Raw genomic sequence first — 26766 nt, 5'->3', positions numbered from 1 at the left:
CCTTCAGTCGAAGGCCGGGTGAGCGCGCGCTCATCGCCGCCGGCCGCCTTGCCGCCATGCCCCGTTCGCCCCATACTCCGCCCGGTCACCACGCCACTCACCGCCTGCCGTCCCGGAGTCGTCCATGCCGCGCACCATCGCCCTCGCCTATTCCGGCGGCCTCGATACCTCGATCATCGTCCCCTGGCTTCGCGAGCAGTACCCCGGGGCACGGGTCGTCTGCGTCGCGGCCGACATCGGCCAGGGCGATGAACTGGCCGGGGTCCGGGAGAAGGCGATTGCCTCCGGGGCCGACGAGTGCCAGATCCTCGACCTCCGCGAGGAGTTCGTCCGGGATTTCGCCTTCCCCACCCTGCGCGCCGGTGCGATCTACAACCGGACCTACCTCCTCGGCACCTCGATTGCCCGTCCCCTCATCGCCAAGGCGCAGGTCGAGGTGGCCCGCCAGGTGGGAGCCGACGCCCTGGCCCACGGCTGCACCGGGAAGGGGAACGACCAGGTCCGCTTCGAGCTGACATACATGGCGTTCGCCCCTGAACTGGAAGTCATCGCCCCATGGCGGGTGTGGAACATCCGGTCGCGTGAGGATGCCCTCCGCTACGCCGCGGAGCACCACGTTCCCGTGGTGGCGACCAAGGAGAAGATCTTCTCGCGCGACCGGAACCTCTGGCACGTCTCCCATGAGGGGGGCAACCTCGAGGATCCGGCGTCGGCACCAGTCGAGGAGATGTTCCTGATGACGACCGACCCGCGGCTCGCCCCGGACACGCCCGAGGACGTCGTGATCGGCTTCGAGGCGGGGACGCCGGTGGCCGTGAATGGCGAGCGGCTGGGTGCGGTCGCGTTGCTCGAGCGGCTGAACACGATTGGCGGTCGGCATGGGGTCGGCCGAGCCGACATCGTCGAGGATCGCCTCGTGGGGATGAAGTCGCGCGGCGTGTACGAGACCCCAGGCGGCACCATTCTCTATGCCGCCCATTCGGAGCTTGAGCAGCTGGTGCTCGATCGGCGCACCCTCGACGCCAAGGACGTGATCGCGCCACGCTATGCCGCGCTGGTCTACGAGGGCCGCTGGTGGACCACCGAACGCGACGCCTACGATGCCTTCATCGGCGTGACGCAGGCTCGCGTCACCGGGGACGTCACGATGCGGCTCTACAAAGGCGCTTGCCACGTGATCGGGCGCCAGAGTGCGCATTCGCTCTACGACGAGGCGACCGTCACCTTCGGTGAGGACAACGTCTACCAGCAGTCCGACGCCGCCGGCTTCATCCGGCTCTTCGGACTGCCGCAGCGCGTGGCGGCGTTGAAGGGGCGCACCGCCGGGGGGTGACCCGACAGCGGGGGCGTGAAGAACCGGCGGTCGGCGAGTAGATTTGGCGGGTTCCCACCCCATCTGCTCCGCGATCACCCGCCGGCCCTGGAGTCCCGCGATGTCCCTGCGCTGCGTCCCGATGTCCCGTTGTGTCCTCGCCCTGGCCCTCCTCGGGGCGGCCCCCCTCGCGGGGCAAGCCGCCCTCGGCACGCGCGACCCGGCGCAGGCGCAGGACACCGCGTTCGCCCGGCTGTACACGCTCTGGACCGGGAAGACGAAGTTCGGCTCGCCGCTGGTGGACCACCTCCCGGTCGTGAAGGGGATCCCCACGCCGGCTGACATCATCGGCCATCATGTGGGCGCCCCGCGCACCCTCACCTACTACGCCGATCAGCTGAAGTACTATCGCGCGCTGGCCGCGGCCACGCCGCGCGTCCGTGTCGAGACGATCGGCCGGTCGGACGAAGGGCGGGAGCTGGTGGTGGTCTGGGTCTCGTCCGACGCCAACATGGCGAAGCTGCAGCAGAATCGCGACCAGCTGGCGAAGATCGCCGACCCGCGTGGTCGCAGCGACGCCGAGATCCGCGAGCTGATCGGCGCCACCAAGCCGCACTACCACCTGATGGGCGGGCTGCACAGCGGCGAGACGGGGCCCTCGGAGATGCTGATGGAGCTGGTCTATCGCCTGGCGACCGAGACATCGCCGGTGATCGAGCAGATCCGGAACAACGTCTACGTCTCGGTGACGCCGGCGGCAGACGCCGACGGCCGTGATCGGAACGTCGATTGGTTCTACCGCGGCCAGGACGCCGCCCGTGCGGCGGCGGCACGTGTCGCCCCCGGCACGCCGGGCGCGCCAGCAGCACCGGCCGGGGGAGGCCGCGGAGGCGGTTCGGTGCCCTACTGGGGCAAGTACGCCTTCCACGACAACAACCGCGACATCAATCTCTCGCTGGTGCAGATGCGCGCGATCGCCGATTGGTACTTCACGGCGCACCCGCCGATCATGCACGACCTGCACGAGTCGCTCACGCTGATGTACACCTACAGCGGCGCGGCGCCACAGAATCCGAACCTCGATCCGCTGCTCTTCGCCGAGCTCCCCTGGTTCGCCAACTATGAAATGGCGCAGATGACCAAGTGGGGCATGCCCGGCGTCTACACCTATGCCTTCATGGATGGGTGGTCGCCGGGGTACCTCGGCTCGATCGCGTACAATCACAACGGCCTGATGAAGATGTACGAGACGCAATCGGGTCGAGACCTCGACACGACGGCGACCGCTGGTGCCGGGCGTGGTGGCCGTGGCGCGGCCAATGCACCGCCGGCACCCGGTGGTGCCGCCCCCGCGCCAGGCGGTGGGCGTGGCGGTGCGGGCGCACCGGTAACGCCTCCGGCCGGTGGCGCGGTGACGCCGCCTGCCGGCGGAGCCGTCACGCCTCCAGCCACTGGTGTGGTCACGCCGCCTGCCGGAGGGCGCGGCGCAGCACCCACGGGGGCGCCGGGTGCCGCGACGCAGACCCCAGCTCCCGCGCCAGGTGCGGCACAGGCTCCCGGCGGGGGGCGTGGCGCAGCAGGCGGTGGCGGCGGCGTCCCGACCGGCCGAGGCGGCGCGCAAGACCGTGAGTGGTATCGCGGCATCCCCGTCGGCTTCGACGACGTCGCCTCGTTCTCCCGGCGCGCCAACACGAACTACATGCAGACCGGCGTGCTGTCCGCATTGCAGCTGACGGCGATGTTCCCGGGCACGGTGGTCGAGAACTTCTACATCAAGACGCGGAACGGAATGGAGGCGGGCAAGACGCGCGCGCCCTACGCCTACATCTTGCCGAAGCAGCGCGACATGACCCGTGCCGCCGAGATGGTGCGGATCCTCCGGGTGCAGCGAATCGAGGTCGGCCTCGCGACGGCGCCGATCAAGGTCGGCGATTCCACCTATGCTGCCGGCTCCTATGTCATCAAGCTCGACCAGCCGTACGGTCGCCTCGCCAAGAACCTGCTCGAGAAGCAGCAGTTTCCCGACGCGCGGCTGACCACGTATGACGACAGCGGCTGGTCGATGGGGTGGGCGTTCAATGTGGCGGTCCGCGAGATCGCCGACTCGACCATCCTGAAGGCCACGACGACGCCGGTCACCACCGATGGCCTCGCGGGCCGCACCGTCGGCGAGGGGAAGGCCGGCATCGCGGTGGCGCACCTCGGCTCGAACAACATGATCGCCTTCCGCTACGCCCTGCGCGATGTGCCGATGCAGGTCACCGAAAAGACCTTCATCGTCGACAGTGTCGAGTTCCCGGCCGGCACCTTCCTCGTGACCGACGCGAAGGCGGCGGCTCGGGTGCGGGCGGCCGTGGAGAAGTTCGGCTTGACCGCCAAGGCGCTGAACCAGCTCCCGCCGATCGCGACGCACGCAGCCGACCTGCCGCGCGTGGCGATCTACTCCCAGTGGAGCGGCACGCAGGAGCTCGGTTGGTATCGGCTGACGTTCGACAACTTCGGCATCCCCTACGACCTGATCTACAAGGAACGGGTCATGAAGGGGAAGCTGAAGGAGCAGTACGACGTGATCCTCGTGGCGCAGCAGAACCTGAGCAAGACGACGGTGATGCAGGCCAAGCAGCCCACGCCGATCCCCTACAAGAAGAGCGAGAAGTTCCAGTTCCTCGGGATGTACGGCGAGACCGATGACATGACGGGCGGGATGGGCCAGGCCGGCGTCGATGCCTTCGCCGACTTCCTGGCGAAGGGCGGTACGCTGATCGCCACCGGCGACGCGATGCGGCTCCCGATCGACTTCGGCTGGGCGCACACCGTCGACACCGAGCCGCTCACCGGCTTGACCGCCCAGCGCCCACTCGTCGAGGGCGAGATCGTGAAGCCGCTCCACCCCGTCTTCTACGGCTACGAGGGGACGAAGCTGCCGCTCAAGTACGTCGGCGGCCCGGCCCTCCGCGTCGGGGTGGCGGACCAGGGCAATATTCTCGGCCGCTACGTCGGCGGCGATGCGGCGGTGCTGTCAGGGCTGATGACCGGCGCCGATGCGCTCAAGGGGCGGCCGTTCGCGGTCGACATCCCGGGGGCCAACAACGGCAAGGGACGCGTGATCCTGTTCGCGAACAACCCGATCTATCGCTGGCAGAATCATGGCGAGTTCGGGATGGTGTTCAATGCGATCATCAACTGGAATGATGTGCCGTGACACGGAGTGACCAGTGACCAGTGACCAGTGACCAGTGACCAGTGAACAGTGAACGGTGAATGGTGAACGGTGAACGGTGAACGGTGAACGGTGAACGGCGCACTGCGGGGAGGTTCTCGCAGTGCGCCATTCGCTTGGGACCGTTGCGGGTCAGGACCCTGGCGGCTTCCCGATCGGCCCCAGACAGTCTCCCATCCCGCCGTCATCGACGAGGCTGGCGATCTTCCAACGACCTGCAGGATCCCGATCAACCAGCGCGATATACCGCGTCGTCCCGCACGCGGACACTCGCACCGTCACGAGCATGAACACCTGGGTGCCGTCGTCGGCCACGCCAATCCCAGACGGGATAAACACCACGCCCGCCTTGGGGTGCGCGGCCTGGATTGCGGGCCACGAGGCAAGCGGGCTGGCAGTCGTCACGGCGCGCCCATGCCCCGGCATCTCGGGGCAGACGCGTTCAGGCTGCGCATTGCGCGCGAGGAAGCTGTTCCACGTCTCCTCGCGCAGGCCACGCGTCTCCTTCAACCGTGCAAAGAACTCTGGCACGTAGTTCTTCTGTCCGTAGGCGGTGGTCGTTTCCGCCAGCAGCGGATACGCACCACTCTGGCCGACGGCGAGCGAATCGAGCACCACGGCCAGCGCGGCGCAGGCCGGACCAGTGGCCATCAGGGGCTGGGCTCCCCCGGATGGCTCCGCCGCGGGTACCGACGGTGTATGGGCGCAACCGCACAGCAGTGCGAGCACCCCAAGGCGAGCAAGGTAGGGCGAGATCATCGGGGCCTCAGGCATCCGTTGGCTGAACTGCCGGGATTGAAGAGGTTGAAGGGTGTTGTCGAATAATATCCGCGAGGTGATTGACCATCGGACTTTGGATGGAAAAAGAACAACGAGTGCATCGCTTCGTGCAGCATCAGCCGCGCAAACGCCTCCATGCCTTCCCTGCCGAGCTCCTTCACCCGCCGATAATCATCCTGGTCAAAGTGCATGCTCACGAAGCGACGCTTGCCGGTCGCCGGGTCGACGGGGATGTCGGTAATCGCCGAATGATCCCCTTCATGGCCATCGGCGATCGACTCGCTCCCGATGAAGACCTTCCCGGCCTCCAGCGCGCTCCGCATGGCGCCAAGCGCCGTACGACACGTCGGATGCGTGGGATCGACAAGATCGAGCGCCTGCTGGAAGTAGCGCCCCTGCCGGTCGTCGAGTTTCACGAGACACCCCGTGACGAGGTGATCACATTCATCGGCTGCGGTCCAGATCGAATCGGGCGTCAACGGCTCCGACGGCGGGACCAGTGGATTCAGCGGCTGCGTCGGTCCCGTTGGTCCCCACGACCCCGGTGGGGCGCCGGCGCCATCGCCGCCGGGCACCTTGTACTTGTAAATCGCCATCCAGGCACAGCTACCGGGCTGTGCGGTCACCACCACGAAGATCTCGAAGTCGCCGTCCGCGTTGATCCGCTGCCCGTACTCCGGCGGCGTCGACTCCTGCCAGACGCACTCGGTGTGGTCGTACTCGTAGTACGGCGATCCCCCCGCCCCACCAGAAAGCGCCGATGCCCAGACCGGGTTCTTCGCCGTGACCGCCCTGATCGCCTTCGCCGTCGCGAGGAGGGTGACCGCCCGGACGCCGGGGCAGCGGTAGAAACGCCGGCGCGAGCCCGGGGAGGATCAACCGATCGTCAAATGACCGGGGGCACCAACGAGCCGAGGTGGATGCGTCAGTCGGAGAGAGCGAACGCGACCGCCGCCTCGGCGTGAATCCGGGTCGTGTCGAAGGCCGGAACGGCGAGGTCCGCCTGACTGAGGATCAACGGCAGCTCGGTGCAGCCAAGGATGATCCCCTCGGCGCCGCGGGCAAGCAGGTCCTCGATCGCTTGCAGGTACCGGCGCTTCGTCTCGGCGAGGATCACCCCGCGGCCGAGTTCGTCCCGGATGGTCGCCTGAATGAAATCGCGCTCGGACTGTGTGTCGGGGACGAGCATCTCAATGCCATGGGCCTGGAGCCGTTCACCATAGAACGGCAACTCCATGGTGAACTGCGTGCCGAGCAGCCCGACGCGGGTCAGGCCCTGAGCGCGGATGGCGGCGGCGGTGGCATCGCACACATGAATCAGCGGCAGCCCCACCGCACGCTCGACCTGCTCCGCGACGGCGTGCGCGGTGTTCGCGCAGAGGACGATCCCCTCGGCGCCTGCACGCTTCAGCTGCTCCGCGGCGGTCGACAGCAGGTCCGCCGTCGCGTCCCAGTCGCCCGCGGTGTTGTTCCGGACGAAGTCTGCGAAGTTGACGGAGACGATGACGCATTCGGCGAAGTTGAGTCCGCCGAGCCGGGCATTCACGCCTTCGTTGATGATGCGGTAGTAGTCGATGGTCGAGACCCAACTGATGCCACCGACCAAGCCAAGCTTCTTCATCAGCAGGCTCTCCTTCGCCGTTCGCCCTTCGCCGTTCGCGATGCCTACCGCCCCGTACTCCCGAACCCCCCGGCCCCGCGTCCGCTCGGCGGCAGTTCGTCCACCTCGCGGAAGAGCACGTGCTCCACGCGCTGCACCAGCGCCTGGGCGATCCGGTCGCCGCGCGCGATCACGAACGGCGCCTCGCCATGGTTGATCAGGATCACCTGGAGCTCGCCACGGTAATCCGAATCGATCGTGGCCGGCGTGTTCGGCAGCGTGATGCCGTGCTTGAGCGCGAGCCCCGAGCGCGGCCGCAGCTGCAATTCGTAGCCGTCCGGCACTGCGACCGACAACCCTGTCGGCACCAGCCCACGGGCGCCCGGCGCGATCGTCACATCGACTGCCGACACGATGTCCATCCCCGCCGCCCCGGCCGTCGCCCGGCCCGGAAGCGGCAACCCCTCGCCGTGCGGCAATCGCACGACGAGGAGTTCGATGGGACCGCCGGAACTAGAGGACGCTGTCAACGTTGGTGCACTCGAGGCCGAAGGCTTCGGCAACACCGGCGTAGACGATCTTCCCGTCCACCACGTTGAGGCCGAGCTTGAGCGCGCCGTCCTGGCGGCAGGCGTCCTTCCAACCGAGGTTGGCGAGCTTGATCGCGTACGGCAGCGTCGCGTTGGTGAGCGCGAGCGTCGACGTGCGCGGCACCGCACCCGGCATGTTGGCGACGGCGTAGTGCAGCACGCCCTCGACGAAGTACGTCGGGTTTTCGTGCGTGGTCGGCTTGATCGTCTCGACGCAGCCACCCTGGTCCACCGCGACGTCGACGATCACGCAGCCGTCAGGAATCCCCTTGAGGTCTTCCTTGGTGATCAGGTGCGGCGCCTTCTTCCCCGGAATGAGGACGGCACCGATGATCAGGTCGGCGTCCTTGACCGCGTCGAGGATGTTGTGCCGATTCGAGAAGACGGTGTCGACGTTTGCCGGGAGCACGTCGTCGAGGTAACGGAGCCGATCGAGCGAGGTGTCGAGGATGGTGACATCGGCGCCGAGGCCGGCGGCCATCTTCGCCGAGTTGATGCCGACCACGCCGCCGCCGATGATGACGACCTTGGCGGGCTTCACGCCGGGCACGCCGCCGAGCAGCACACCGCGGCCGCCGAAGAGCTTCTCGTTGTACTTGGCGCCTTCCTGCACCGCGAGGCGGCCGGCGACTTCCGACATCGGCGTCAGCAGCGGGAGCTGGCCACCGGGGAGCTGGACCGTCTCGTAGGCCACCGCAATCGCGCCCGACTTCATGACCGCGCGCGTCAGCGGTTCGTCGGCGGCGAAGTGGAAGTAGGTGTACATCACCAGGCCCGGACGCATCCGCGGCCACTCGACCGCGATCGGCTCCTTCACCTTGATGATCATGTCCGCGTTGGCCCACGTCGCATCGGCGCTCGGCGCAATCGTCGCGCCCGCCGCGACGTAGTTCTCGTCGCTGAAGCCGCTGCCGATGCCAGCCCCGGTCTCGACCTGCACCGCATGCCCCTCGCGGACCAGGGCCTCGACACCCGACGGGACGAGCCCGACGCGATTTTCGTTCGTCTTGATTTCCTTCGGTACGCCGATCAGCATGATCTGCTCGCTTCCGTGAAGGTCAGTGACGTGGGCCGAGGCGGACGGTTGTCATCCGCGCCGGGGTGAGGAATTCGGCGGCCAGGGCTGCCGTCTCCTCGAGCGTGACGCCCGCAATGAGGCCAAGGACCTCGTCGAGTGGGCGATAGGGTTCTTCCTGCAAGACATGCGACGCCAAGCGGTGCATCCGGCTCGACGTTCCCTCCAGCGCCAGCATCACCTGCCCCTGCAGCTGGCTCTTGGCGTCCGCCAATTCTCCGGCCGGAAGCCCCTCCGACGCAAGGTGCGTCAGTTCCGTTTCGATCGCCGCCACCGCCTGATCGGCGGTGCTCGGCTGGGTCCCCACGTAGACGCCAAAGACGCCGGTCGCGCGGTAATGGGTGTGCCAGGCATAGACCGCGTAGCAGAGCCCCAGCTCCTCACGCACGCGCTGGAACAGCCGGCTCGACATCCCGCCGCCGAGCGCCGTGGTCAACAGGGCAATTCCCCATCGACGCGGGTCGGCCGAGCCGACGGTGTCGGTGCCGAGGACGACGTGGACCTGCTGCAGGTCGTCGGTCTCCACGCGCGCGATGCCGCGACGCGCGGGGACCGGCACCACCGCGGGGCGGGACGCGCGCGCCTCGCCCGCGAACCATCCTTCCTGCTCCAGCAGGCCGAGGACCTGCTCGTGGGTGATGTTGCCGGCCACGGCGATCACGGCATTGCCGGGATAGTACCCCTCGGCGTGCACCGCTCGGAGATCGGTGACCTGCAGCGCACCGACGGTCTCGGCGGTCCCGAGGATCGAGTAGCCGTAGGGATGCGAGGGCCAGATCGTCTCGCCGAACAACTCGAAGACGAGGTCGTCCGGGGTGTCCTTCACCCCGTTGAGCTCCTCGAGCACGACGTTCCGTTCGAGGCTCAGGTCGCTGTCGCGCAGCAGCGGACGGCGAACCAGGTCGGTCAGGACGTCGAGGGCCAGCGGCAGGTCGGCGTCGAGAACGTGTGCCTGATACGAGGTGTGGTCGCGGGAGGTGTATGCATCGAGGGAACCGCCCCGCGTCTCGAGCGCGAGAGCAATCTCGCGCGCGCTGCGCCGTTCGGTTCCCTTGAAGACCATGTGTTCCAGCAGGTGCGACACGCCCATCTTCGCGGGGGTCTCGTGCCCACTGGCGGTGCGAACCCAGATCCCCGCGGCCGCCGACCGAACACCGGGGAGGCGTTCGGTGACGACCACGAGGCCATTGGGCAGGTCGGTGCGGAAGAGCGCTTCGTCGAGTTGGACGGTACGCACCGACGGTGTCCTCACTCCTTCGGGAGGAGGGCCTTCCGCGACAGCTTCATGCGGCCGCGCTCATCCACTTCCAGGAGCTTGACCTGCACGATGTCGCCCTTCTTCAGGACGTCTTCCGTCTTCTCGACCCGCTTGTGGTCGATCTCGGAAATGTGCAGCAGCCCCTCGACGCCCGGCATGATCTCGATGAACGCTCCGAAGGCGGTCGTGCTCTTGACCGGGCCCTCGTAGATCTTGCCGACTTCCGGCTCCGCCGTGATGGCCATGACCATCTCGCGCGCCTTGTCGCCCGCCTCGGCGCCGACGGCGGCGATGGTGATGAGGCCGGTGTCGTCGATGTTGACCTTGGCGCCCGAGGCGTCCTGGATGCCGCGGATCGTCTTGCCCTTGGGGCCGATCACGTCGCCGATCTTGTCGGGGCGGATCTGGATCGTGAAGATCCGCGGCGCCCACGGCGACATCTCGTCCCGGTGCGTGGTGATGACCTTGTTCATCTCGCCGAGGATGTGCAGGCGACCCTTGCGGGCCTGCTCCAGCGCGGTCGTCATGATCTCGAGCGACAGGCCCTCGATCTTGATGTCCATCTGGATCGACGTGATGCCGGCCTCGGTGCCCGCGACCTTGAAGTCCATGTCGCCGAGGTGATCCTCGGTGCCCAGGATGTCGGTCAGGACCGCGACCTTCTTCCCTTCCTTGATCAGGCCCATCGCGACACCGGCGCAGGCGGCCTTGATCGGCACGCCGGCGTCCATGAGCGCGAGCGAGCTGCCGCAGACCGACGCCATCGACGACGAGCCGTTCGACTCGAGGATCTCGGAGACGATGCGGATCGTGTACGGGAAGTCAGCCGTCGCCGGGAGGAGCGGATGAATCGCCCGCTCGGCCAGCGCGCCGTGACCGATCTCGCGGCGCGACGTGCCGCGCAGCGGACGGACTTCGCCCGTCGAGTACGGCGGGAAGTTGTAGTGCAGCATGAACGACTTGCGCTGCTCGGTCTTCACTTCGATCGAGTCGAGGCGCTGCTCGTCATCGGCGGTGCCGAGGGTGACGGCGACGAACGCCTGCGTCTCGCCACGCGTGAAGACGGCGGTGCCGTGCACGCGGGGGACGACGCCGACTTCCGGCGTGATCGGGCGGATCGTCTCGAGGTCGCGGCCGTCGATACGCTCGCCCTTGTCGAGAATCTGGGCCCGCATGGCGTGATACTCGATCTCCTCGAGCTCGTTGGCGATGTCCTTGACGCGCTCAGGGAACTTCTCCATGAGGGCGGCCTGGGCCTCCTTGCGAACGGTCGAGACGCCGGCGGCACGGCCGGCCTTGTCCTTCGCGTTCATCGCCTTCGCCATCGCCTTCTCGGCGGCGCCCTTCACGGCCTTGACCAGCTCCGCGTCCTTCTCCGGGGCGACCCACGCCATCTTCGGCTTGCCGACCTTCTTGACGAGATCGGTGATCAGCTTGACCTGCTCGACGATGCCGAGCTGCGCGACCTTGAGGCCGTCGAGGACTTCCGCCTCGGACACCTCGAGGGCGCCGCCCTCGACCATCATGATCGAATCCTTGAGGCCGGCCACGACCAGATCCATCGCCGAGAACTCAAGCTGCTGGAACGTCGGGTTGAGGATCCAGTTGTTCTCGACCTTGCCGACGCGCGCCGCGGCGATCGGGCCGTTCCAGGGGATCTCCGAGATCGCGAGCGCGGCCGAGGCGGCCAGCACGCCGATCACATCCGACTCGTTCTCCTGGTCCGTCGAGAGCACGGTCACGAAGACCTGCACTTCATGACGGAAGCCTTCGGGGAAGAGCGGGCGGATCGAGCGGTCAATGATCCGGCAATTCAGGATCTCGTCGTCCGACGGGCGACCTTCGCGCTTGAGGAACCCACCCGGGATCTTGCCCGCGGCGTAGGTCTTCTCCTTGTACTCGACGGTCAGCGGGAAGAACGGGAGGTGGGTGACGTTCGGCGAGACCGTCACGGCGGCCAGCACGGTGGTCTCGCCATACTGCACGAGAACCGATCCTGCGGCCTGCTTGGCGAGGCGGCCGGTCTCGATGACCAGCGGGCGACCCGCGAACTGCGTTTCAATACGATGCACTTTCATTCCTTCACGTCAGTGAGCACGCCAATACGAAAAAGCGTCCCACGGTGCTCACGTGGGACGCCCATGCAGCATCATTCCCCGGTCAGTTCCGGAGTCCGAGTTCAGCGATCAGGGAACGGTACGATGACAGGTCGCGGCTCTTCATGTAGTTGAGGAGGCGACGCCGTGTCCCGACCATCTTCAACAGCCCACGACGACCATGATGGTCCTTCTTGTGGGTGCGGAAATGGTCGGTGAGGCCGTTGATGCGCGCCGTGAGCAGGGCCACCTGGACCTTTGCGGATCCGGTGTCGCTCTCATGCTGACGGTGCTGCTCGATGACGGGCTGCTTTTCAATCATGCCGTTGAACCCTACGCTGAGTCATGCTGCGCTTACACTTAGGATATTCTGGATAGCCAACAATTATAGGGCCGAGGGGGGGCAAGGGGCAAACAGCCGATGATCGATGATCGACCATCGATGATCGATTTCTCCCGCCGCTCGTTCTCGACGTTCCTCATTGCAACACTCCATAGATCATCGATCATCGATCATCGACCATCGACCATCGACCATCGACCATCGATCATCGATCATCGAATCTCCCCCTACACCAACCACCCCAGCCCCACCGCCGCCCCGAGCGCCAACAACCCCATTCCCAGGCGGGCACGGAAGGCCGGGCTACCCAGCACCACGCCGAGTCCCAGCTTGAACGCCGTGTTGGAGAGGACGCCGATTGCGACGCCGGTGGCCGCCACGCTGGCCATCGTTGGTGCGCCGCCCAGTCGGGCCATCGCGACCGTCAGCGCGTCCATGTCGGTCAGCCCCAGGAGCACCGCGGAGGTATAGACCCCGGTGCTGCCCCACTGACGTTCGAGGAACTCGATACCGATCAGCGCGAGCCAGAACAGCACCGCCATGCGCACCGAGGCCGCCACATGCAGCGGTGACGTGTCATCCTCCGCCGCCTCTCCCCCGCCCTTCGTGCGCCGGAACGCCACCGCGACGATGACGGCGCCGACCACCGCCGGCGGAATCAGATACGGGAGTGCCGCCTTTCCGACCGTGGGGGCGAGGACGCCAAGAATGGCCAGGAGGCGCACTGGCAGCACGGTACACGCGGCGATGACACCAAGCGCGAGTGCGCCGGCGTGGGTCGGCTCGACGCGACTGCGCCGCGCGAACTGCATCGTGACCAGCGTCGAAGAGATGAACCCGCCGAGCAATCCGGCCAGCCCGTAGCCACGCTCCGGCCCAACGGCGCGGCGCGCCAGATAGCCCGCGAAGTTGATCCCCGAGAAAAGGAGGACCAGGGTCCAGAGGCCGCGTGCCGAGATGTCGCCGCCGAACGGCAACGGCGTCGTCGGCAAAATGGGAAGGATGACCAGCGCCATGACCGCGAATCGCGCCGCCGCCTGGAGCTCAGCCTCGCCGACCTTGGCGACCATCCCGTGGAGCCGCCGCTTTTCGCCGAGCACCAGCACGACCAGCGCACCGGCCCCCGACGCGAGCGCGAGCTGTCCGATTCCCGCGAGCAGGCCGAGCGCAAGGATCACCAGCGCCGCAGCTTCCGTCGTGCCGTCGGCATCGGCCTCCGGGTTGCGCATCGCCAGCACGTAGGCCGCGATCACCAGGCCGACGCCGCCGAGGAGGATCACGGCGCCGAGGCCGGACAGCTCGGCGGCAGCGAGCACACCGGCCACGCCCCCGCAAAGCCCGAGGATGAGGAAGGTCCGCATCCCTGCGAAGCGGGCCGCCGGTCCCGTCGCGTGCCCGGACCATTCGCGCTCGATACCGGCCGCCACACCGACCAAGCCGGCGATCCCCAGGCGCAGTGCTGCCTGGAGACCGTCGGATGCAGGAATGACGAGTGGCTCGAGCACGTCGGCCTCTCTTTTCGGCTACTGGCCGAGCAACCGCATGATGTCGTTCTTGAATGCCACGAACATGATCAGCAGGATCATGCCGAGGCCGGCCAGCGAAATCATTTCGCGCACCTTGGTCGGCAGCGGGCGCCGCATGATCCCTTCGGCCACCAGGATCAGGAACGCACCGCCGTCGAGGACGGGAATCGGCAGCAGGTTCACCACGGCGAGGTTCATCGAGATCAGCGCCATGAAAGCCAGCAGCGGCTCGATGCCGGCGCGCGCCTGTTGCGCCGCCATCTGCCCGATCATGATCGGACCGCCGATCTCGGTGGTGGCGACCTTGCGCGTGGCCAGGCCACGGAAGGTGCGGAAGATCGCGCCCGCAGACGAGATCGTCAGTTCCGTCCCGACGCGGACGGCGCCGACGAAGCCCAGCGACTCCATCTGCAGCGGCTGCCGCGGCATCGCCCCGATCCGACCGATCATCGGCGAGGCCGTGTCGGCGGCGACTTCCCGCTCGAGCTTCGGCGTCACCACCACGGTGACCGGTGCGCCATCGCGGATCACGTCGAAGCGTGCCTCGACACCACCGGACTGCTTGATGAGGCCCACGGCATCGACCCACTGCGTGATCGGCTGGCCGTTGATCGCCACGACCGAGTCACCGGCCTGCAAACCGGCCTTCGCGCCAGGATAGTTGGGCGTCAAGGTGCCGAGCACCGCTGGATGCTGCGGCTCGAGCGCGATGGCCGTCTTGCCGCGTTCGGCCAAGGCGTCGCGATGCAGCTTGATGACGATCGGCGCGTGTCCCTCGAAGGAGAAGCCGATCTCGTTGCTGTTGCCGGTCGCGACTCGTTCCCGGATGTCGTCCCACGAATGCACCGGCTCGCCATCGATCGCGGTGATCTTCGTGCCGACCGGAATGGTCGCGAGCTCGGCGGCCTCCGGCGGGAGGAGCGCCGTGTTGATGCGCCCGATGGTCGTGGTGGGATCGAACTGCCGGCCATTCTTCCACGCGAGTCCGGTGAACACCACCCACGCAAAGAGCGCATTCAGTGTCACGCCCGCCAGGATGATCACCATCCGCTGCCAGATCGGCTTCGCCTCGAAGACGCGATCGGCGGGCACGTCGGACGAGTGTCCACCCTCGAGGACCGACGACGCCGGTTCCTCCTCGGAGGACGCCATCTTCACGTAGCCACCGAGCGGCAGCCACGAGATGGCCCACTCGGTCTCGCCGCGCTGGAAGCTGAGCGCCTTGACGGGCTTCCCCATCCCGATCGAGAAGCGGTGCACCCAGACGCCGAAGCGCTTGGCCGCCCAGTAGTGTCCGAACTCGTGCACGAAGATCAGCACGCCCAGAACGACGAACAGGACCGCGACGGTAAAGAGGAAGCTGCTCATGCGATCCCCTCGGCGGCCACGCGGCGCGCCTCGCGATCGGCACCCTGTACGACTTCGACGGACGACGCGGGCTGCACCTGATGCGCGTCGAGGGTGCGGGCGATCACATCGGCAATCCCGCCAAAGGTGATGCGGCGATCCAGGAAGGCAGCGACGGCGATTTCGTTGGCCGCGTTGAAGACCGCGGGGGCCGTGCCACCGGCGCGTCCGGCCGCCACGCCGAGGTCGAAGGCGCGGAAGGCATCGCGACGGACCGGCTCGAAGGTGAGCGGGCCGGCGGCCACGGGATCAAAGCGCCGCACGCCGCTGTCGGCGAGTCGGGTCGGGTGGGTCAGGGCGTACAGGATCGGAACCTCCATCGACGGGAAGCCGACTTGCGCCAGCACGCTCCCGTCCGGGAACTCGACAAATGCGTGAATGATGCTCTGCGGGTGCACCACGGCCTCCAGGGCATCGTACCCCAACCCGAAGAGGAAGTGCGCCTCGATCAACTCCAGGGCCTTGTTCGCCAGCGTTGCGGAGTCGACCGTGATCTTGGCACCCATGCGCCAGGTCGGATGATTGAGCGCCTGGTCGACCGTTGCACTCGCAATCGCGTCGAGCTCCCAGGTCCGGAACGGCCCGCCCGACGCCGTGAGGATGATCCGCGACGGCGCAGCGCCCTGGGCCACGATGCACTGGAGGACCGCACTGTGCTCCGAGTCGACCGGGACCAATTCGCCGCCACCCGCCCGCGCCGCGGCGGCCACCAGCGGACCCGCCATCACCAGCGTCTCCTTGTTCGCCAGCGCCACGCGCTTGCCGGCATGCAAGGCGGCCAGCGTGGCCTCGAGCCCGGCGGCACCCACCACCGCGTTGACGACGATGTCGACATCGGGGTGCGTGGCCGCGTCGACCAGGCATTGCGGTCCGCTGGCCCACTGGTGCGCTTCGCGACCGTTGACCACACCCACGAAGCCGGGTGTCCACTCCGTGGCTTGTGCCGCCAAGCCGGAGACGTTTGAACCGGTCACCAGCGCCACCAGACGGAAGGCGTCGGGATGGCGTTTCAGGACGCGGAGCGTGCTCTCACCGATCGAACCGGTCGATCCGAGCAGCGCCACGCCGCGCGGGGCGGACGCCGCCGAGCTCACAGCAGGCCCATGAGGCGATAGCAGATGGCGGCCGTCGGGAGGATGACGTAGAGCGAGTCAAAGCGATCGAGCACGCCGCCGTGCCCGGGGATCAGCGCCGAGGAGTCCTTGACGCCGGCTTCGCGCTTGAACAGGGACTCTGCCAGGTCTCCCAGTTGGCCAATGATCGACAACACAGCGGCCATCGCCACCGCCGGCAGCAGACCCATCTCGATGCCGACGAGGGGCAGGAGCCACAGTGCGAACACCGGCGCGATCAGCACACCGCCCACCACGCCAGCGAATCCGCCCGACCGCGTCTTCCCCGGCGAAATCGTCGGCGCGAGCTTCGGGCCGCCGAAGGCCCGGCCGCCGAACATCGCCGCCGAGTCGCAGACCCAGGTGACGACCAGCGGGAAGAAGACCAGCGCCGTGCCGGCCCACGACTGCATCGGCCAGCTGCCGTGGCGAATGCCGAGCAGGAAGGCGGGCAGCAACCCGGCGTAGCCGACCGCGAAGGCGGTCACGGCCACGGCGGCCAGCGGACGTTCCGTCGGCGCGCGCTGCTGCAGTGCCAGAACCAGGAGGAGGAGGAGGAAGCCCGCCGCCAGGAAGACCCAGTTGGCGTCGAGCAGCGCGCGACCCGGCGCGTCGGCGACGGCGTGGTACACCAGCAGCGGCCCGACCGCGGCCGCGGCCATGCCGGTCGTCCGGAAGGCCTGCACGCCCTGCTTCGCGGCGATGTCGAAGAGCTCCCGCGTCCCCAGCGCGCCGATCAGCGCCACGAGCGCGGCAAGCGGCCAGCCGCCGAGCCAGACGAGGCCGACGGCCACCGGAATGGCGACGGCAGCAAAGGCGATGCGTTTGACGAGATTGGCGTCCATCGCCATGCTCAGCTGCTCACGCGTCCGAAGCGACGATCACGTCCCTGAAAGTCGAGCAAGGCGGCGTAGAGCGTGTTGCGGCTGAAGTCGGGCCAGAGCACCGGCGTCACGTGCAGTTCGGCGTAGGCCATCTGCCAGAGGAGGAAGTTCGAGACCCGCATCTCGCCAGAGGTCCGGATGATCAAGTCGGGGTCGGGCCATGCTGCCGTGTAGAGCTCGGCGGCGACGTCGCGCTCTCCAATCGCCTCGGGCTCCAACGATCCCTCGCGGACCCGTGCGGCCAGCTGCCGCATCGCGCGGACGATCTCGGCGCGCGCCGAATAGGAGATGCAGATGTTGAGCGCGAGCTTGGTGCCCCCGACGGTGTTCGCCTCGATGTGATCGACGGCGGCGCGCGCCGACGGCGAGAGTCGCTCGAGATCACCGAGCATGCGCACCGACACGCCCTGTTCGCGCAGTTCGGCGGCTTCCTTGGCGATGTACTCCTCGAGGAGCGACATGAGCGCATCGATTTCGGCGGGGGGGCGCTGCCAATTTTCCTGCGAGAAGGCGAAGAGGGTGAGCACCTCCACCCCGGCGGCCAGGCAGCCCTCGACGGCCTCGCGCACCGATCGCATCCCGGCCTGATGTCCGGCGGGACGACTGAGACCACGCTCCTGCGCCCAGCGGCCATTGCCATCCATGATGATGGCGACATGCCGCGGCACTGCGCCGTGGAGGCGCAACTGGTCGAGGAGCGTCGGCATCGCGGTGGTCACACTGCGAGGATCTCGGCTTCCTTCGCCTTGAGCAGTTCGTCGACCTGCTTGCTCGCCTCGTCGGTGTGCTTCTGCACGTCCTTCTCGGCGCGCGTCTTCTCGTCCTCGGGAACCTTCTCGAGCTTCTTGATCTTGGTCATCGCATCGGTCCGCGCCTGGCGCACGGAGACGCGGCCCTCCTCGGTGAGGCGGGCGCAGATCTTGACGAGCTCCTTGCGACGCTCCTCGGAGAGCATCGGCAGCGGCACCCGGATCATCTGGCCCTGGCTCTGCGGATTGAGGCCGAGGTTGGCATCACGAATCGCCTTGTCGATCGCGATCGCGAGGCTCTTGTCGAACGGCTGGACCACCAGCATCCGCGGCTCGGGGGCGGTGACCATCGCGACCTGATTGAGCGGGACCGCGGAGCCATACGCCTCGACGCGCACCGTGTCGAGCAGGTTGGTAGTCGCCTTGCCGGAACGAATGCCGCTGAGCTCGCGGCGGGTGTTCTCGACCGCCTTCTGCATCCCTTCGCGGGCGGCCTTGACGATATCCTGGCTGGTCATCGGACGAGTGTCCCGACCCGGTCACCATGCAGCACGCGCAGGATGGTGTCGGGCTGATTGATGTTGAGAACGACGATCGGCAGCGCGTTGGCCTGGCAGAGCCCGAACGCGTTGGCGTCCATGACCGCATAGCCGTTGACCAGCGCATCCTGGAAAGTGATCTCCGGGAGCAGCGTCGCCGCCGGATCGGTGCGCGGATCGGCGGTGTAGACGCCGTCGACGTTGGTCGCCTTCAGCACGACCTCGGCTTCCATTTCGAGCGCGCGCAGCACGGCCGCGGTGTCGGTCGAGAAATACGGATTGCCGGTGCCGCCGGCGAAGATCACGAGCCGGCCCTTTTCGAAGTGTCGCATCATCCGGCGGCGGATGTAGGGCTCCGCGAGCGATTCCATGCGGATGGCCGTCATCACGCGCGTCTCGACGCCCAGCCCCTCGAGGACATTCTGCAGCGCGAGGGCGTTGATCACCGTCGCCAGCATCCCCATGTAGTCGGCCGACACGCGGTCGAGCCCTTCACGGCGCGCCATCGCCCCGCGAATGATGTTGCCGCCGCCCACCACGACCCCGAGGTGCACGCCCAGGGCGTGCACCTTCTTGATTTCCTCGGCGAGTGCCTCGACCACCTGGTAGTCGAGGCCACCCCCCTTCCCTCCAGCCAACGCCTCACCGGAGAGCTTCAGCAGGGCCCGGCGGTAGGCGAGGGCCATCAGACGGCCTCGCCGACCTTGAAGCGGGCGAAGCGCACCACGGAGGCACCGGCCAGACGGGCAACCATCGCCCCGACGGTGACCGACTCATCCTTGATGAAGGCCTGCTCGAGCAGGGCCCGATCGGCGGCGAACTTCTTCACCTTGCCGTCCACGATCTTGCCACGGATGGCTTCGGGCTTCCCTTCGGCGGCCACCTGCTCCTCCGCGATCCGGCGCTCGCGATCGAGCAGCTCGACCGGGATGTCGGTGGTGCTGACGGCGATCGGATCGGCCGAGGCGATGTGCAGCGCCACTTCGCGCGCCAGCGCGAGCGCGGCATCGCCGGTGACGCCGGCGACTTCGACCAGCACGCCGACCTGGCCGTTGAAGTGGCGATACTCGCCGACGGCGCCGCCGAACTTCGCGACGCGCTTCACCGACACGGCTTCACCCGTCTTGCCGGAGGCGAGCTTGACGACTTCCTCGATCGTCGTGCCGTCCATCGACTCGGCGAGGAACCCCTCGAGCGTGACCCCGACCGGCGACGTCGCCAGCGCGTGGGCGGCGAGCTTCTTGGCGAGGGCGAGGAAGTCCTCGTTGCGCGCCACGAAGTCGGTCTCGCAGTTGAGCTCGACCATCGCGCCGACCGACCCGTCCGCGGCCGTGTCGATCACGACCAGGCCCTGCGACGCGTCACGCCCGGCCCGCTTCTCGGCCTTCGCGATGCCCTTCTTGCGGAGCAGCTCCGAGGCGAGCGCCATGTCGCCATTGGCTTCCTCGAGGGCCTTCTTGCAATCCATCATCCCGGCGCCGGTACGGGCGCGGAGTTCCGAAATGTCCTTGGTGCTGATCGTCATGGAGCTCATTGCCGCCTGCTGAAGTGTTCAAGTCCCTGTGTGAAACCGCCGCCCCGGGCCCGTGGGCCCGCGGGGCGGCGGTTCGCGCATGATCCGGTCGGTCCGGGTCAGGCGCCTGCGTCGCCGCCCTCGGAAGGAGCCGCGGGATCCTGCTTGAGCCGGGCGGCAATCGCCTCCGGACGCGCCTTGCGCTTGCGGCGCGGGCGCCGGCGCTTGCGATCGTCATCCGACGCACCGTCGCCTTCGCCGGCCGAGAACGTCTCGCCCTCGTCATCCGACGCCGAGCCATCGCCGCGCACCGGCATCTGGGCCCGCGCCTCACGCAGCGCATCGCACAGCGCGCCGGTGATCAGCGAGACCGAGCGGATCGCGTCGTCGTTGCCCGGAATCGGCACGGTGATCGGATCGGGATCGGCGTTGGTGTCGACGATCGCCACGACCGGAATCCCGAGGCGGTTGGCCTCCTGGATCGCGATCTTCTCCTTCTTGGCATCGACGATGAAGAGCGCGCCCGGAAGGCGGTTCATCATCTTGATCCCTTCGAGGTTGCGGGAGAGCTTCTCGCGCTCACGCGAGAACAGCAGCTGCTCCTTCTTCGTGTAGTTCTCGAAGTCGCCCTCGGCGGCACCCTGCTCGAGATCGCGGAGGCGACGGATCTGCTTCTTGATGGTCTGGAAGTTCGTCAGCGTGCCACCGAGCCACCGCTCGTTGACCCAGTGCGCCCCGGCATTGCGGGCCTCGGCCTCGACCACCGCCTTGAGCTGGCGCTTGGTGCAGACGAAGAGCACGTTCTCGCCACGGAGCGCGACGCTCTTGAGGAGCTCCGCGGCAGTGGTGAGCTGCTTCAGCGTCTTCTGGAGGTCGATCAGGTAGATGCCCGAGCGCTCGGCGAAGATGAACTTGCGCATCTTCGGATTCCAGCGACGGGTCTGGTGGCCGAAGTGGGTGCCGGCCTCGAGCAGTTCCTGCAGGGTGGGTGTCGCCACGAACGGTAACTCCTTGGGTCTGGTTGATCCGCCGCGCTCCGTCGCTTCAACGCGAGTGCCACGGGGGCACCGCTCGCGCCGATCGGGAGGCGTGTGTCACCCGGCCATCGTGGCGCGGGCGTATGGTGCGGCCGGTGCGTTCGGCCAGACGGTGGCGCCGCAGGGGCGAGGCAGGCCTCGCCCCTACGCTGCCAATCCTACCGCTTGCTGAACTGGAAGCGCTTGCGGGCGCCCGGACGGCCCGGCTTCTTCCGCTCGACCGCGCGCGGGTCGCGGGTCAGCAGGCCGGCCGTGCGGAGCTTCGGGCGGTTCAGTTCGTCGACCTTGCAGAGCGCGCGGGCGATCGCATGCCGCATCGCGCCGGCCTGGCCGCTGACGCCGCCGCCATCCACGTGCGCCTTCACGTCATACGAGCCGAGCGAGTCGGTCGCCGTGAACGACTGCTGGATGTGCTGCACCAGCGACGGACGCGGGAAGTAGTCGCCCAGCGTGCGGCCGTTCACGTCCCACTTGCCGGTGCCCGGCGTCAGGTAGACGCGGGCGACGGACGTCTTGCGGCGGCCGACGGCCTGCCAGCGGAGTTCCGGGGTCTCGCTCATCAGTTGGCCTTCGCGGTGTCAATGGTGAACGGCTTCGGCTGCTGCGCCTCGTGCGGGTGCTCGGCGCCGCCGTACACCTTCAGCTTGGTGCGGAGCTTCTGCTTGGCCAGGGAGTTCTTCGGCAGCATGCCGAAGACGGCCTTCTCGATCACCCGATCCGGGTGCTTCGCGAGCAGGTCCGCTGCGACCGTGTAGCGGTCGTGGCCCATGTAGCCGGTGTGGCGGAAGTATTCCTTCTGCGACGCCTTGCGGCCGGTGAGCTTCACCTTCGACGCATTGGTGACGATGACGAAATCGCCGCCGTCCATGTGCGGGGTGAAGGTCGGCTTGTGCTTGCCGCGAATGAGCTGCGCGACATGGCTGGCGAGGCGCCCGAGCGGGATGTCGGTCGCGTCGACCAGGATCCAGTCGTGCTGGAGCTCGCTCTGCTTCTGCGTATACGTCTTCATTCCTGACTTTTCCTTGGCACCGGACAAAAAGGCCACTTCGGAGACAGACCTCAAAGCTAGCGGCTGGTAAGGGGTTGGGTCAAGCCATCGCACGCCGATCGGGGTCGGGGGCCACTGGCCCCCGACCCCGATCTTCCCCGCCACAAACCCGTGTGTCACGGGTCCAACGTTTCATTCAGGGACGACGGGCCCCTTCCGTGGCCGATCCGGTGGCCCCCGCCGCCCGCGGCCAGACGTTGTCGGCCGCGCTCCGGTCCGGGAACCGGCGGAACGGATCCAGCGTGATCTTCGCGACCTTCCGCCCCCCGAAGACCAGGTCGGCCTTGAAGGTCCGGCTCCCGGCGAACCAGACATCGACCGGGTAGGTGACGATCGCAGTGGCGCTGTCGGTCATGACGGCGTTCTTCATCGGCCGGATCGCCGGCCCGGTCGGGGCGAACTCCACCTTGAGCACCACCGGCGAGGGCATCGCCCCATCCTGTCGCACGACGACCGAGGTCCGGATGCCGGCCGTCGTGGCCGACACGATCGAGCCGTCGACCGACTCGGTGGTGAAGAGCCAGTAGTACCAGAACCAGCCGAGGTCGCGCTTGAGGGCGTTGTTCATGAAGAACATGTAGTCCCACGGCGACGGATGCTTGTAACGCCACGCTGCCGCGTATTCGCGCATCGCACGCTGCACCGCCGAGTCACCGACGACGCCACCCAGCATCGAGAGCATCAGCGGCGTCTTGCTGTAGGTCTGGAACGAGTACATCGGGCCGGCGTTGTTGGCGCTCCACATCATCGGCGCCTCGCGCTCGTCGCCACTGATGCGGCCGTAGTTCTGCCCCTGGCCATCGAGCACCGGCGGCCGACCGGCGGCATCGGCATTCGAGAGGATGTTCATGTACTGATTGAAGCCCTCGTCCATCCAGCCATACTGCGTCTCGTTGTTCCCGACCAGCATCGGCCACCACTGGTGTCCGGTCTCGTGGTCGGCAGCACCCTGGTTCGAGTTGATCACCATCGGGTATTCCATGCCGGCACTCGGGCCGTCCTGCAGGGTGAACTGCGGGAACTCGTACGGCACCCAGAGCTTCGAGTAGAACTCGAGGGCATGACGGGAGATCTCGCCGGCCCGCGCGAAGAGATTCGCGTTGCCCGGGAGGTAGACCATGTGGATCGGCACCTTGCCGCGGTTGGGGATCGTGGCGCGGGTGGCCTTCCACACGAACTGCTTGGCCGTGGCCCAGGCGAAGTCGTTCACCGTGTCGGCGACGAAGCGCCACGTCAGCCGATCACCGGCTGCCGTGGATCGGCCGGGGCCCACTTCATCCACCCCGACGACGGTGATGATCGAGTCGCTGTCGAGCACCTTGGCGAGGCGCGCACGCGCCGTCGAGGTCAGCACCTGCTCCGGGTTCTGCAGCACGCCGGTGCCGCTGACGATCCAGCCGCCAGGGACGTCGATCGAGACATCGAACCGGCCGAAGTTGTTGTAGAACTCCGACGGGCCGAGATACGGCTCGGTGTCCCAGCCGCGCAGGTCGTCATACTTGCCGATGCGGGGATACCACTGCGTCGGCTGGAAGAGCGTGTCGGCCCACCGCTGCGTCATCCGGTGGCCCTGCCCACCCGGTCCGCCGGGGAGCTTGTGGTTCCATTCGATGTCCAGCGTCACCGTGCCCTTGGCCGGCACCGGCGTCGGCAACGAGACGCGCGCGTTCGTCAGCGTCAGCCCGCTGACCCGCACCGCCCCGCCAGCCGCCGGGGGCGCCCCACCCGCCCCGCGACCACCACCGGGCGCCTGGGCAGCGAGATCGGCGGCCACGCCGTTCACGGCCACCTTGGTCAGGATCATCCCGTCCGTCGTCTCGGCCGGCGTCGAGCCGCCACGCGGCACGGTCGGGCGGAAGATGTTCGGATCGAGGCGGAGGGCGATCTGCGTCAGCGCGGAATCGGAGCGATTGTGGATCAGGACCGTCTCACGGCCATAGAGCCGCCCCGTGGCCGGATCGAGCCGCACCTGGATCGTGTAGTCGGTCCGCAACTGCCAGTAGTTCCGACCCGGGCGGCCGGTCGAATCCCGGGTGCCCGTCGCGAAGGCACGACGGATCGAGTTGGTCAGCGGGATGTCGCGACGGACGGCGCGTTCCGGGAGTGGAACGTTGGCCTGGGCGGCCAGCGAGAGCGGCGCGGCAAGCGCAGCGGCGAGGAGAAGACGGCGCATCGGCGAACTCCAGAAGGATGGATCGGCAGAGCGGGCGTGGAACGCCCAGAAAGGTACACCGACGCCCCGGCCGGGTCGGAGGCGCAACCATTCGCCCGGCTCCGTCGTATCACCCCCTGAACCGTGGTGGGTCGGCTCGCGGCCGGCGACCAATGCATACCGACGACGCAACAGGGGGAATCCCGTGAAGGATCTTCGCAGCTGGACCCGCATCTTCTTGACCCTCGCCCTCGCGACGGCGCCCGTGGCCAGCCTGGCGGCGCAGGGCGGCGGTGGTGGTGGTGGTCGCGGCATGGGCGGTGGCGGTGGTGGTGGCGGCACCGGGATGGTCGACATGACCGGGATGGGCGGTGGTGGCGGCGGCAATCAGGCGCCGCGCCCGCTCCACTACGACCTCGACGGCCCGTTCTCGTTCGACACCTTCACCGTGCTGTTGACGCTCGATTCGGTCAAGCACGCCAAGCTCGAGCAGCTGCGCACGGCGCACCTCGCGGCCACGGCCGTGCTGCGCGACTCGGTCAAGGCGGCAGCGACGGAGCTGAACCTCACGACGCCGGGTGGATTCTCGTTCACGGCGATGAGCAAGCCCGAGCTCTCGAAGGCGTATGACAAGCAGCTCAAGGCGGTTCGCAAGCTCGACGTCGCCTTCTTCGAGAAGCAGGTCAAGCCGGAGCTGAACAAGGAGCAGTACGAGGCGATGAAGAAGTGGTATGGTGAGCAGCGCCCGATCGGTCAGCCGGCGCGTGGCGCAGGTGGCGGCGGCCGAGGCGGCGACCAGGGTGGTCAGGGTCGTGGCGGACGTGGCGGTGGTGGTGGCGGCGGCGAGTAACCGCTCCCAGCCTGCGGAATTGCACAGCGCGCCCGGACGAGCATTCGTCCGGGCGCGTTGTCATTCCGGCGCGTGACGCCTGGCTGCGGCGCGGTAATCGTCCGGCGTGTCGATGTCGTGGAGCGCACTCGACGGCCAGTCGACATGCACCGCCTCAGCGGCGTGCGCGGCGAACAACGCGCGCCCGACACCATCACCCTCCATGGTGCGCAACTCGGTGAGGAAGCGCTGCGGAAACAGCAGCGGTGGTGCGATCACCTGGCCGTAGCGCGAGCCCACCATCCGGCACGGCGCCGTACCGCCGGCCGCAATCGCAGCCGACATCATGGCAGTCGTCACGCCGACCATATCAGCCAGCACCACGAGCACGCCATCCACCGACGGGTCGAGGCCGTCGATCGCGGTGTGGAGTGAGTCACTCACCGGGCCCCCGATCGACGGTGCCTCAAGGCAGGTCACGGCCAAGCCGCCGAGCGCCTCGCGCCATGCGGTCGCGGCCGGGGGCAGTACCACGACCACGGAGGATGCCCCGCAGGCCAATGCGCGTGTGGCTGCCCGCCGAAGCACCGGTTCCCCTTCCAGCGGCAACAGGAGCTTTGGCTGACCCATCCGCCGCGACGCCCCGGCCGCGAGGATGACGACCGCGATGCGGGCCTCAGCCATCGACCGCGTGAATCGGCACGCGCCGTTCGCGCAGCGGCCTCGCCGGTCGACCGGCCTGCACCGCCATGATCTCGGCGATGATCGAGAGCGCCACCTGCTCCGCCCCATCAGTGCCGATGTCGAGGCCGGCCGGTGCATGAATCCGTCGATCATCGCCGGGCTCGATACCCTCCGCCGCCGCGAGCATCCGCTCGGTCCGCTGCCGGGGGCCGAGCATCCCGATGTAGGGGATGGTGGTCGTGCGCAACGCAGCGAGATAGGAACTGTCGTCGGCGTAGTGGTGCGTCATGACCACCGCGAAGGTGTCCACGCCCGCGGCGCACTCGACCGCGACGTCGCGGGGTTGGGCCAACCGGAGCGCGACGTCGTCGCCGAACCGCTCCGAGGTCAGCAGCCCGGGGCGGCGGTCCGTCACCACGACCCGAAACCCGGTCGCCACCGCGAGTCGCGCCAATGGCATGGCATCATCCCCCGCCCCGCACACGAGCAACTGCGGTGGCGGCAGGAAGGCATCGACAAACCACTCGCGACCCTCGCTGTCCGTCACCAGGCCGGGCGTCGCGACGCCCTCACGGATTCGACGAGCATCCGACGGTCCGTCCATCGGCACCTCGACCGCGAATGGCCGCTGCTGTGCGATCGCCACTCGCTCGGCGCTGTACGCATCGCGAACCGGAGCGACGAGCAGCTCGACAGTGCCCTCACAGCCGACGCCGAGATCCCATGCGGCGATCTCGTCGCTGCCGGAACAATATTGTCGACGCTCCGCCTGCCCGGTCGCGAGCACGCGCCGGGCGACTTCACGGACATCCTGCTCAAGACACCCCCCGCTCACGTTGCCGACGATCGTCCCGTCGGCCCCCACGAGCAGCTTGGCTCCCTCATGGCGATAGGCGGAGCCATGCACGCGCACGACGGTCGCGAGCGCGGCGGCGATTCCCTGCCGCTGCAACTCGGCGATCGCCGCAAAGACGAGCCGCGATTCGGCCCAGTGCTTCATCGCCGGGCGCTC

General features: G+C 67.9%; 25 protein-coding genes. 3 read left to right on the top strand and 22 right to left on the bottom strand.

Annotation, left to right across the window (positions count from 1 at the left end):
- Nucleotides 1–124: 124 nt before the first annotated feature.
- Nucleotides 125–1333, top strand: coding sequence for an argininosuccinate synthase (locus IPG05_08700; protein ID MBK6495168.1), 1209 nt, complete (start codon nt 125–127; stop codon nt 1331–1333).
- Nucleotides 1334–1433: 100 nt separating this feature from the next.
- Nucleotides 1434–4514: a hypothetical protein gene (locus tag IPG05_08695; GenBank protein ID MBK6495167.1), complete on the top strand. Its 3081-nt coding sequence runs from the start codon at nt 1434–1436 to the stop codon at nt 4512–4514.
- Nucleotides 4515–4664: 150 nt separating this feature from the next.
- Here the strand turns inward: IPG05_08695 and IPG05_08690 are convergent, their stop codons facing one another.
- The 20 genes from IPG05_08690 to IPG05_08595 form a co-directional block, all read right to left on the bottom strand.
- Nucleotides 4665–5183, bottom strand: coding sequence for a hypothetical protein (locus IPG05_08690; GenBank protein ID MBK6495166.1), 519 nt, complete (start codon nt 5181–5183; stop codon nt 4665–4667).
- A 104-nt stretch (nt 5184–5287) separates the two neighbouring features.
- Complete coding sequence (locus tag IPG05_08685; protein MBK6495165.1) at nt 5288–5944, bottom strand: hypothetical protein; 657 nt, start codon at nt 5942–5944, stop codon at nt 5288–5290.
- A 293-nt stretch (nt 5945–6237) separates the two neighbouring features.
- Nucleotides 6238–6933, bottom strand: a complete 696-nt coding sequence (locus tag IPG05_08680) for an aspartate/glutamate racemase family protein (protein ID MBK6495164.1) — start codon at nt 6931–6933, stop codon at nt 6238–6240.
- Between the two features lie 44 nt (nt 6934–6977).
- Nucleotides 6978–7442, bottom strand: a complete 465-nt coding sequence (gene dut / locus IPG05_08675; protein MBK6495163.1) for a dUTP diphosphatase — start codon at nt 7440–7442, stop codon at nt 6978–6980.
- Nucleotides 7426–8538 (bottom strand): alanine dehydrogenase, encoded by a 1113-nt coding sequence (gene ald, locus IPG05_08670; GenBank protein ID MBK6495162.1) that lies wholly within the window; start codon nt 8536–8538, stop codon nt 7426–7428. The genes dut and ald overlap by 17 nt, the downstream gene beginning before the upstream one ends.
- Nucleotides 8539–8560: 22 nt before the next feature.
- Entirely contained in the window at nt 8561–9814 is a 1254-nt protein-coding gene (locus IPG05_08665) for an insulinase family protein (GenBank protein ID MBK6495161.1), read from the bottom strand.
- A gap of 11 nt (nt 9815–9825) precedes the next feature.
- Entirely contained in the window at nt 9826–11913 is a 2088-nt protein-coding gene (gene pnp / locus IPG05_08660; GenBank protein ID MBK6495160.1) for a polyribonucleotide nucleotidyltransferase, read from the bottom strand.
- Between the two features lie 82 nt (nt 11914–11995).
- Nucleotides 11996–12253, bottom strand: coding sequence for a 30S ribosomal protein S15 (gene rpsO / locus IPG05_08655; GenBank protein ID MBK6495159.1), 258 nt, complete (start codon nt 12251–12253; stop codon nt 11996–11998).
- 248 nt (nt 12254–12501) lie between these two features.
- A complete protein-coding gene (locus IPG05_08650) occupies nt 12502–13779 on the bottom strand; it encodes an MgtC/SapB family protein (GenBank protein ID MBK6495158.1) in 1278 nt (425 codons plus the stop codon).
- A gap of 18 nt (nt 13780–13797) precedes the next feature.
- Nucleotides 13798–15168, bottom strand: coding sequence for an RIP metalloprotease RseP (gene rseP / locus IPG05_08645; GenBank protein MBK6495157.1), 1371 nt, complete (start codon nt 15166–15168; stop codon nt 13798–13800).
- The gene (locus IPG05_08640) at nt 15165–16301 is read right to left on the bottom strand and encodes a 1-deoxy-D-xylulose-5-phosphate reductoisomerase (protein ID MBK6495156.1); all 1137 of its coding nucleotides are present in this window, start codon (nt 16299–16301) and stop codon (nt 15165–15167) included. Before IPG05_08640 ends, rseP begins: the two co-directional genes overlap by 4 nt.
- The gene (locus tag IPG05_08635; GenBank protein MBK6495155.1) at nt 16298–17164 is read right to left on the bottom strand and encodes a phosphatidate cytidylyltransferase; all 867 of its coding nucleotides are present in this window, start codon (nt 17162–17164) and stop codon (nt 16298–16300) included. The genes IPG05_08640 and IPG05_08635 overlap by 4 nt, the downstream gene beginning before the upstream one ends.
- 8 nt (nt 17165–17172) lie before the next feature.
- The gene (gene uppS, locus IPG05_08630) at nt 17173–17910 is read right to left on the bottom strand and encodes a di-trans,poly-cis-decaprenylcistransferase (GenBank protein MBK6495154.1); all 738 of its coding nucleotides are present in this window, start codon (nt 17908–17910) and stop codon (nt 17173–17175) included.
- 8 nt (nt 17911–17918) lie between these two features.
- On the bottom strand, nt 17919–18470 hold the full coding sequence (gene frr / locus IPG05_08625; GenBank protein MBK6495153.1) for a ribosome recycling factor: 552 nt from the start codon (nt 18468–18470) through the stop codon (nt 17919–17921).
- Nucleotides 18467–19177 carry a UMP kinase gene (locus IPG05_08620; GenBank protein MBK6495152.1) on the bottom strand — a complete coding sequence of 237 codons (711 nt, stop codon included), beginning with the start codon at nt 19175–19177 and terminating at the stop codon, nt 18467–18469. The genes frr and IPG05_08620 overlap by 4 nt, the downstream gene beginning before the upstream one ends.
- Nucleotides 19177–20025 (bottom strand): elongation factor Ts, encoded by an 849-nt coding sequence (locus IPG05_08615; protein MBK6495151.1) that lies wholly within the window; start codon nt 20023–20025, stop codon nt 19177–19179. The genes IPG05_08620 and IPG05_08615 overlap by 1 nt, the downstream gene beginning before the upstream one ends.
- Before the next feature lie 98 nt (nt 20026–20123).
- On the bottom strand, nt 20124–21002 hold the full coding sequence (gene rpsB / locus IPG05_08610; protein ID MBK6495150.1) for a 30S ribosomal protein S2: 879 nt from the start codon (nt 21000–21002) through the stop codon (nt 20124–20126).
- 197 nt (nt 21003–21199) lie between these two features.
- Entirely contained in the window at nt 21200–21601 is a 402-nt protein-coding gene (rpsI, locus tag IPG05_08605) for a 30S ribosomal protein S9 (protein ID MBK6495149.1), read from the bottom strand.
- Nucleotides 21601–22050, bottom strand: a complete 450-nt coding sequence (gene rplM / locus IPG05_08600) for a 50S ribosomal protein L13 (protein ID MBK6495148.1) — start codon at nt 22048–22050, stop codon at nt 21601–21603. The genes rpsI and rplM overlap by 1 nt, the downstream gene beginning before the upstream one ends.
- A 175-nt stretch (nt 22051–22225) precedes the next feature.
- Nucleotides 22226–24262, bottom strand: a complete 2037-nt coding sequence (locus tag IPG05_08595; protein MBK6495147.1) for a M1 family metallopeptidase — start codon at nt 24260–24262, stop codon at nt 22226–22228.
- A gap of 184 nt (nt 24263–24446) precedes the next feature.
- On the opposite strand from IPG05_08595, the gene IPG05_08590 reads away from it, so the two are divergent.
- Nucleotides 24447–25091 carry a hypothetical protein gene (locus tag IPG05_08590; protein MBK6495146.1) on the top strand — a complete coding sequence of 215 codons (645 nt, stop codon included), beginning with the start codon at nt 24447–24449 and terminating at the stop codon, nt 25089–25091.
- A 60-nt stretch (nt 25092–25151) separates the two neighbouring features.
- Here IPG05_08590 and IPG05_08585 read toward each other — a convergent pair whose 3' ends face one another.
- Entirely contained in the window at nt 25152–25754 is a 603-nt protein-coding gene (locus tag IPG05_08585; GenBank protein MBK6495145.1) for a nucleotidyltransferase family protein, read from the bottom strand.
- A complete protein-coding gene (locus IPG05_08580; protein MBK6495144.1) occupies nt 25747–26754 on the bottom strand; it encodes an XdhC family protein in 1008 nt (335 codons plus the stop codon). The genes IPG05_08585 and IPG05_08580 overlap by 8 nt, the downstream gene beginning before the upstream one ends.
- Between the last annotated feature and the right edge of the window lie 12 nt (nt 26755–26766).

The organism is Gemmatimonadota bacterium (genome assembly GCA_016704275.1).
In the GTDB taxonomy this organism is placed as follows: Bacteria; Gemmatimonadota; Gemmatimonadetes; order Gemmatimonadales; family GWC2-71-9; genus Palsa-1233.
The sequence above is the reverse complement of the archived record's forward strand: the minus strand, read 5'-3'. Positions and strand labels throughout refer to the sequence as shown.

Coding starts and splice junctions, on each gene's coding strand:
- IPG05_08700 (MBK6495168.1), top strand. CDS start 125: ATGCCGCGCACCATCGCCCTCGCCTATTCCGGCGGCCTCGATACCTCG.
- IPG05_08695 (MBK6495167.1), top strand. CDS start 1,434: ATGTCCCTGCGCTGCGTCCCGATGTCCCGTTGTGTCCTCGCCCTGGCC.
- IPG05_08690 (MBK6495166.1), bottom strand. CDS start 5,183: ATGGCCACTGGTCCGGCCTGCGCCGCGCTGGCCGTGGTGCTCGATTCG.
- IPG05_08680 (MBK6495164.1), bottom strand. CDS start 6,933: ATGAAGAAGCTTGGCTTGGTCGGTGGCATCAGTTGGGTCTCGACCATC.
- ald (MBK6495162.1), bottom strand. CDS start 8,538: ATGCTGATCGGCGTACCGAAGGAAATCAAGACGAACGAAAATCGCGTC.
- pnp (MBK6495160.1), bottom strand. CDS start 11,913: ATGAAAGTGCATCGTATTGAAACGCAGTTCGCGGGTCGCCCGCTGGTC.
- rpsO (MBK6495159.1), bottom strand. CDS start 12,253: ATGATTGAAAAGCAGCCCGTCATCGAGCAGCACCGTCAGCATGAGAGC.
- rseP (MBK6495157.1), bottom strand. CDS start 15,168: ATGAGCAGCTTCCTCTTTACCGTCGCGGTCCTGTTCGTCGTTCTGGGC.
- IPG05_08635 (MBK6495155.1), bottom strand. CDS start 17,164: ATGGACGCCAATCTCGTCAAACGCATCGCCTTTGCTGCCGTCGCCATT.
- uppS (MBK6495154.1), bottom strand. CDS start 17,910: ATGCCGACGCTCCTCGACCAGTTGCGCCTCCACGGCGCAGTGCCGCGG.
- frr (MBK6495153.1), bottom strand. CDS start 18,470: ATGACCAGCCAGGATATCGTCAAGGCCGCCCGCGAAGGGATGCAGAAG.
- IPG05_08620 (MBK6495152.1), bottom strand. CDS start 19,177: ATGGCCCTCGCCTACCGCCGGGCCCTGCTGAAGCTCTCCGGTGAGGCG.
- IPG05_08615 (MBK6495151.1), bottom strand. CDS start 20,025: ATGAGCTCCATGACGATCAGCACCAAGGACATTTCGGAACTCCGCGCC.
- rpsI (MBK6495149.1), bottom strand. CDS start 21,601: ATGAGCGAGACCCCGGAACTCCGCTGGCAGGCCGTCGGCCGCCGCAAG.
- rplM (MBK6495148.1), bottom strand. CDS start 22,050: ATGAAGACGTATACGCAGAAGCAGAGCGAGCTCCAGCACGACTGGATC.
- IPG05_08595 (MBK6495147.1), bottom strand. CDS start 24,262: ATGCGCCGTCTTCTCCTCGCCGCTGCGCTTGCCGCGCCGCTCTCGCTG.
- IPG05_08585 (MBK6495145.1), bottom strand. CDS start 25,754: ATGGCTGAGGCCCGCATCGCGGTCGTCATCCTCGCGGCCGGGGCGTCG.
- IPG05_08580 (MBK6495144.1), bottom strand. CDS start 26,754: ATGAAGCACTGGGCCGAATCGCGGCTCGTCTTTGCGGCGATCGCCGAG.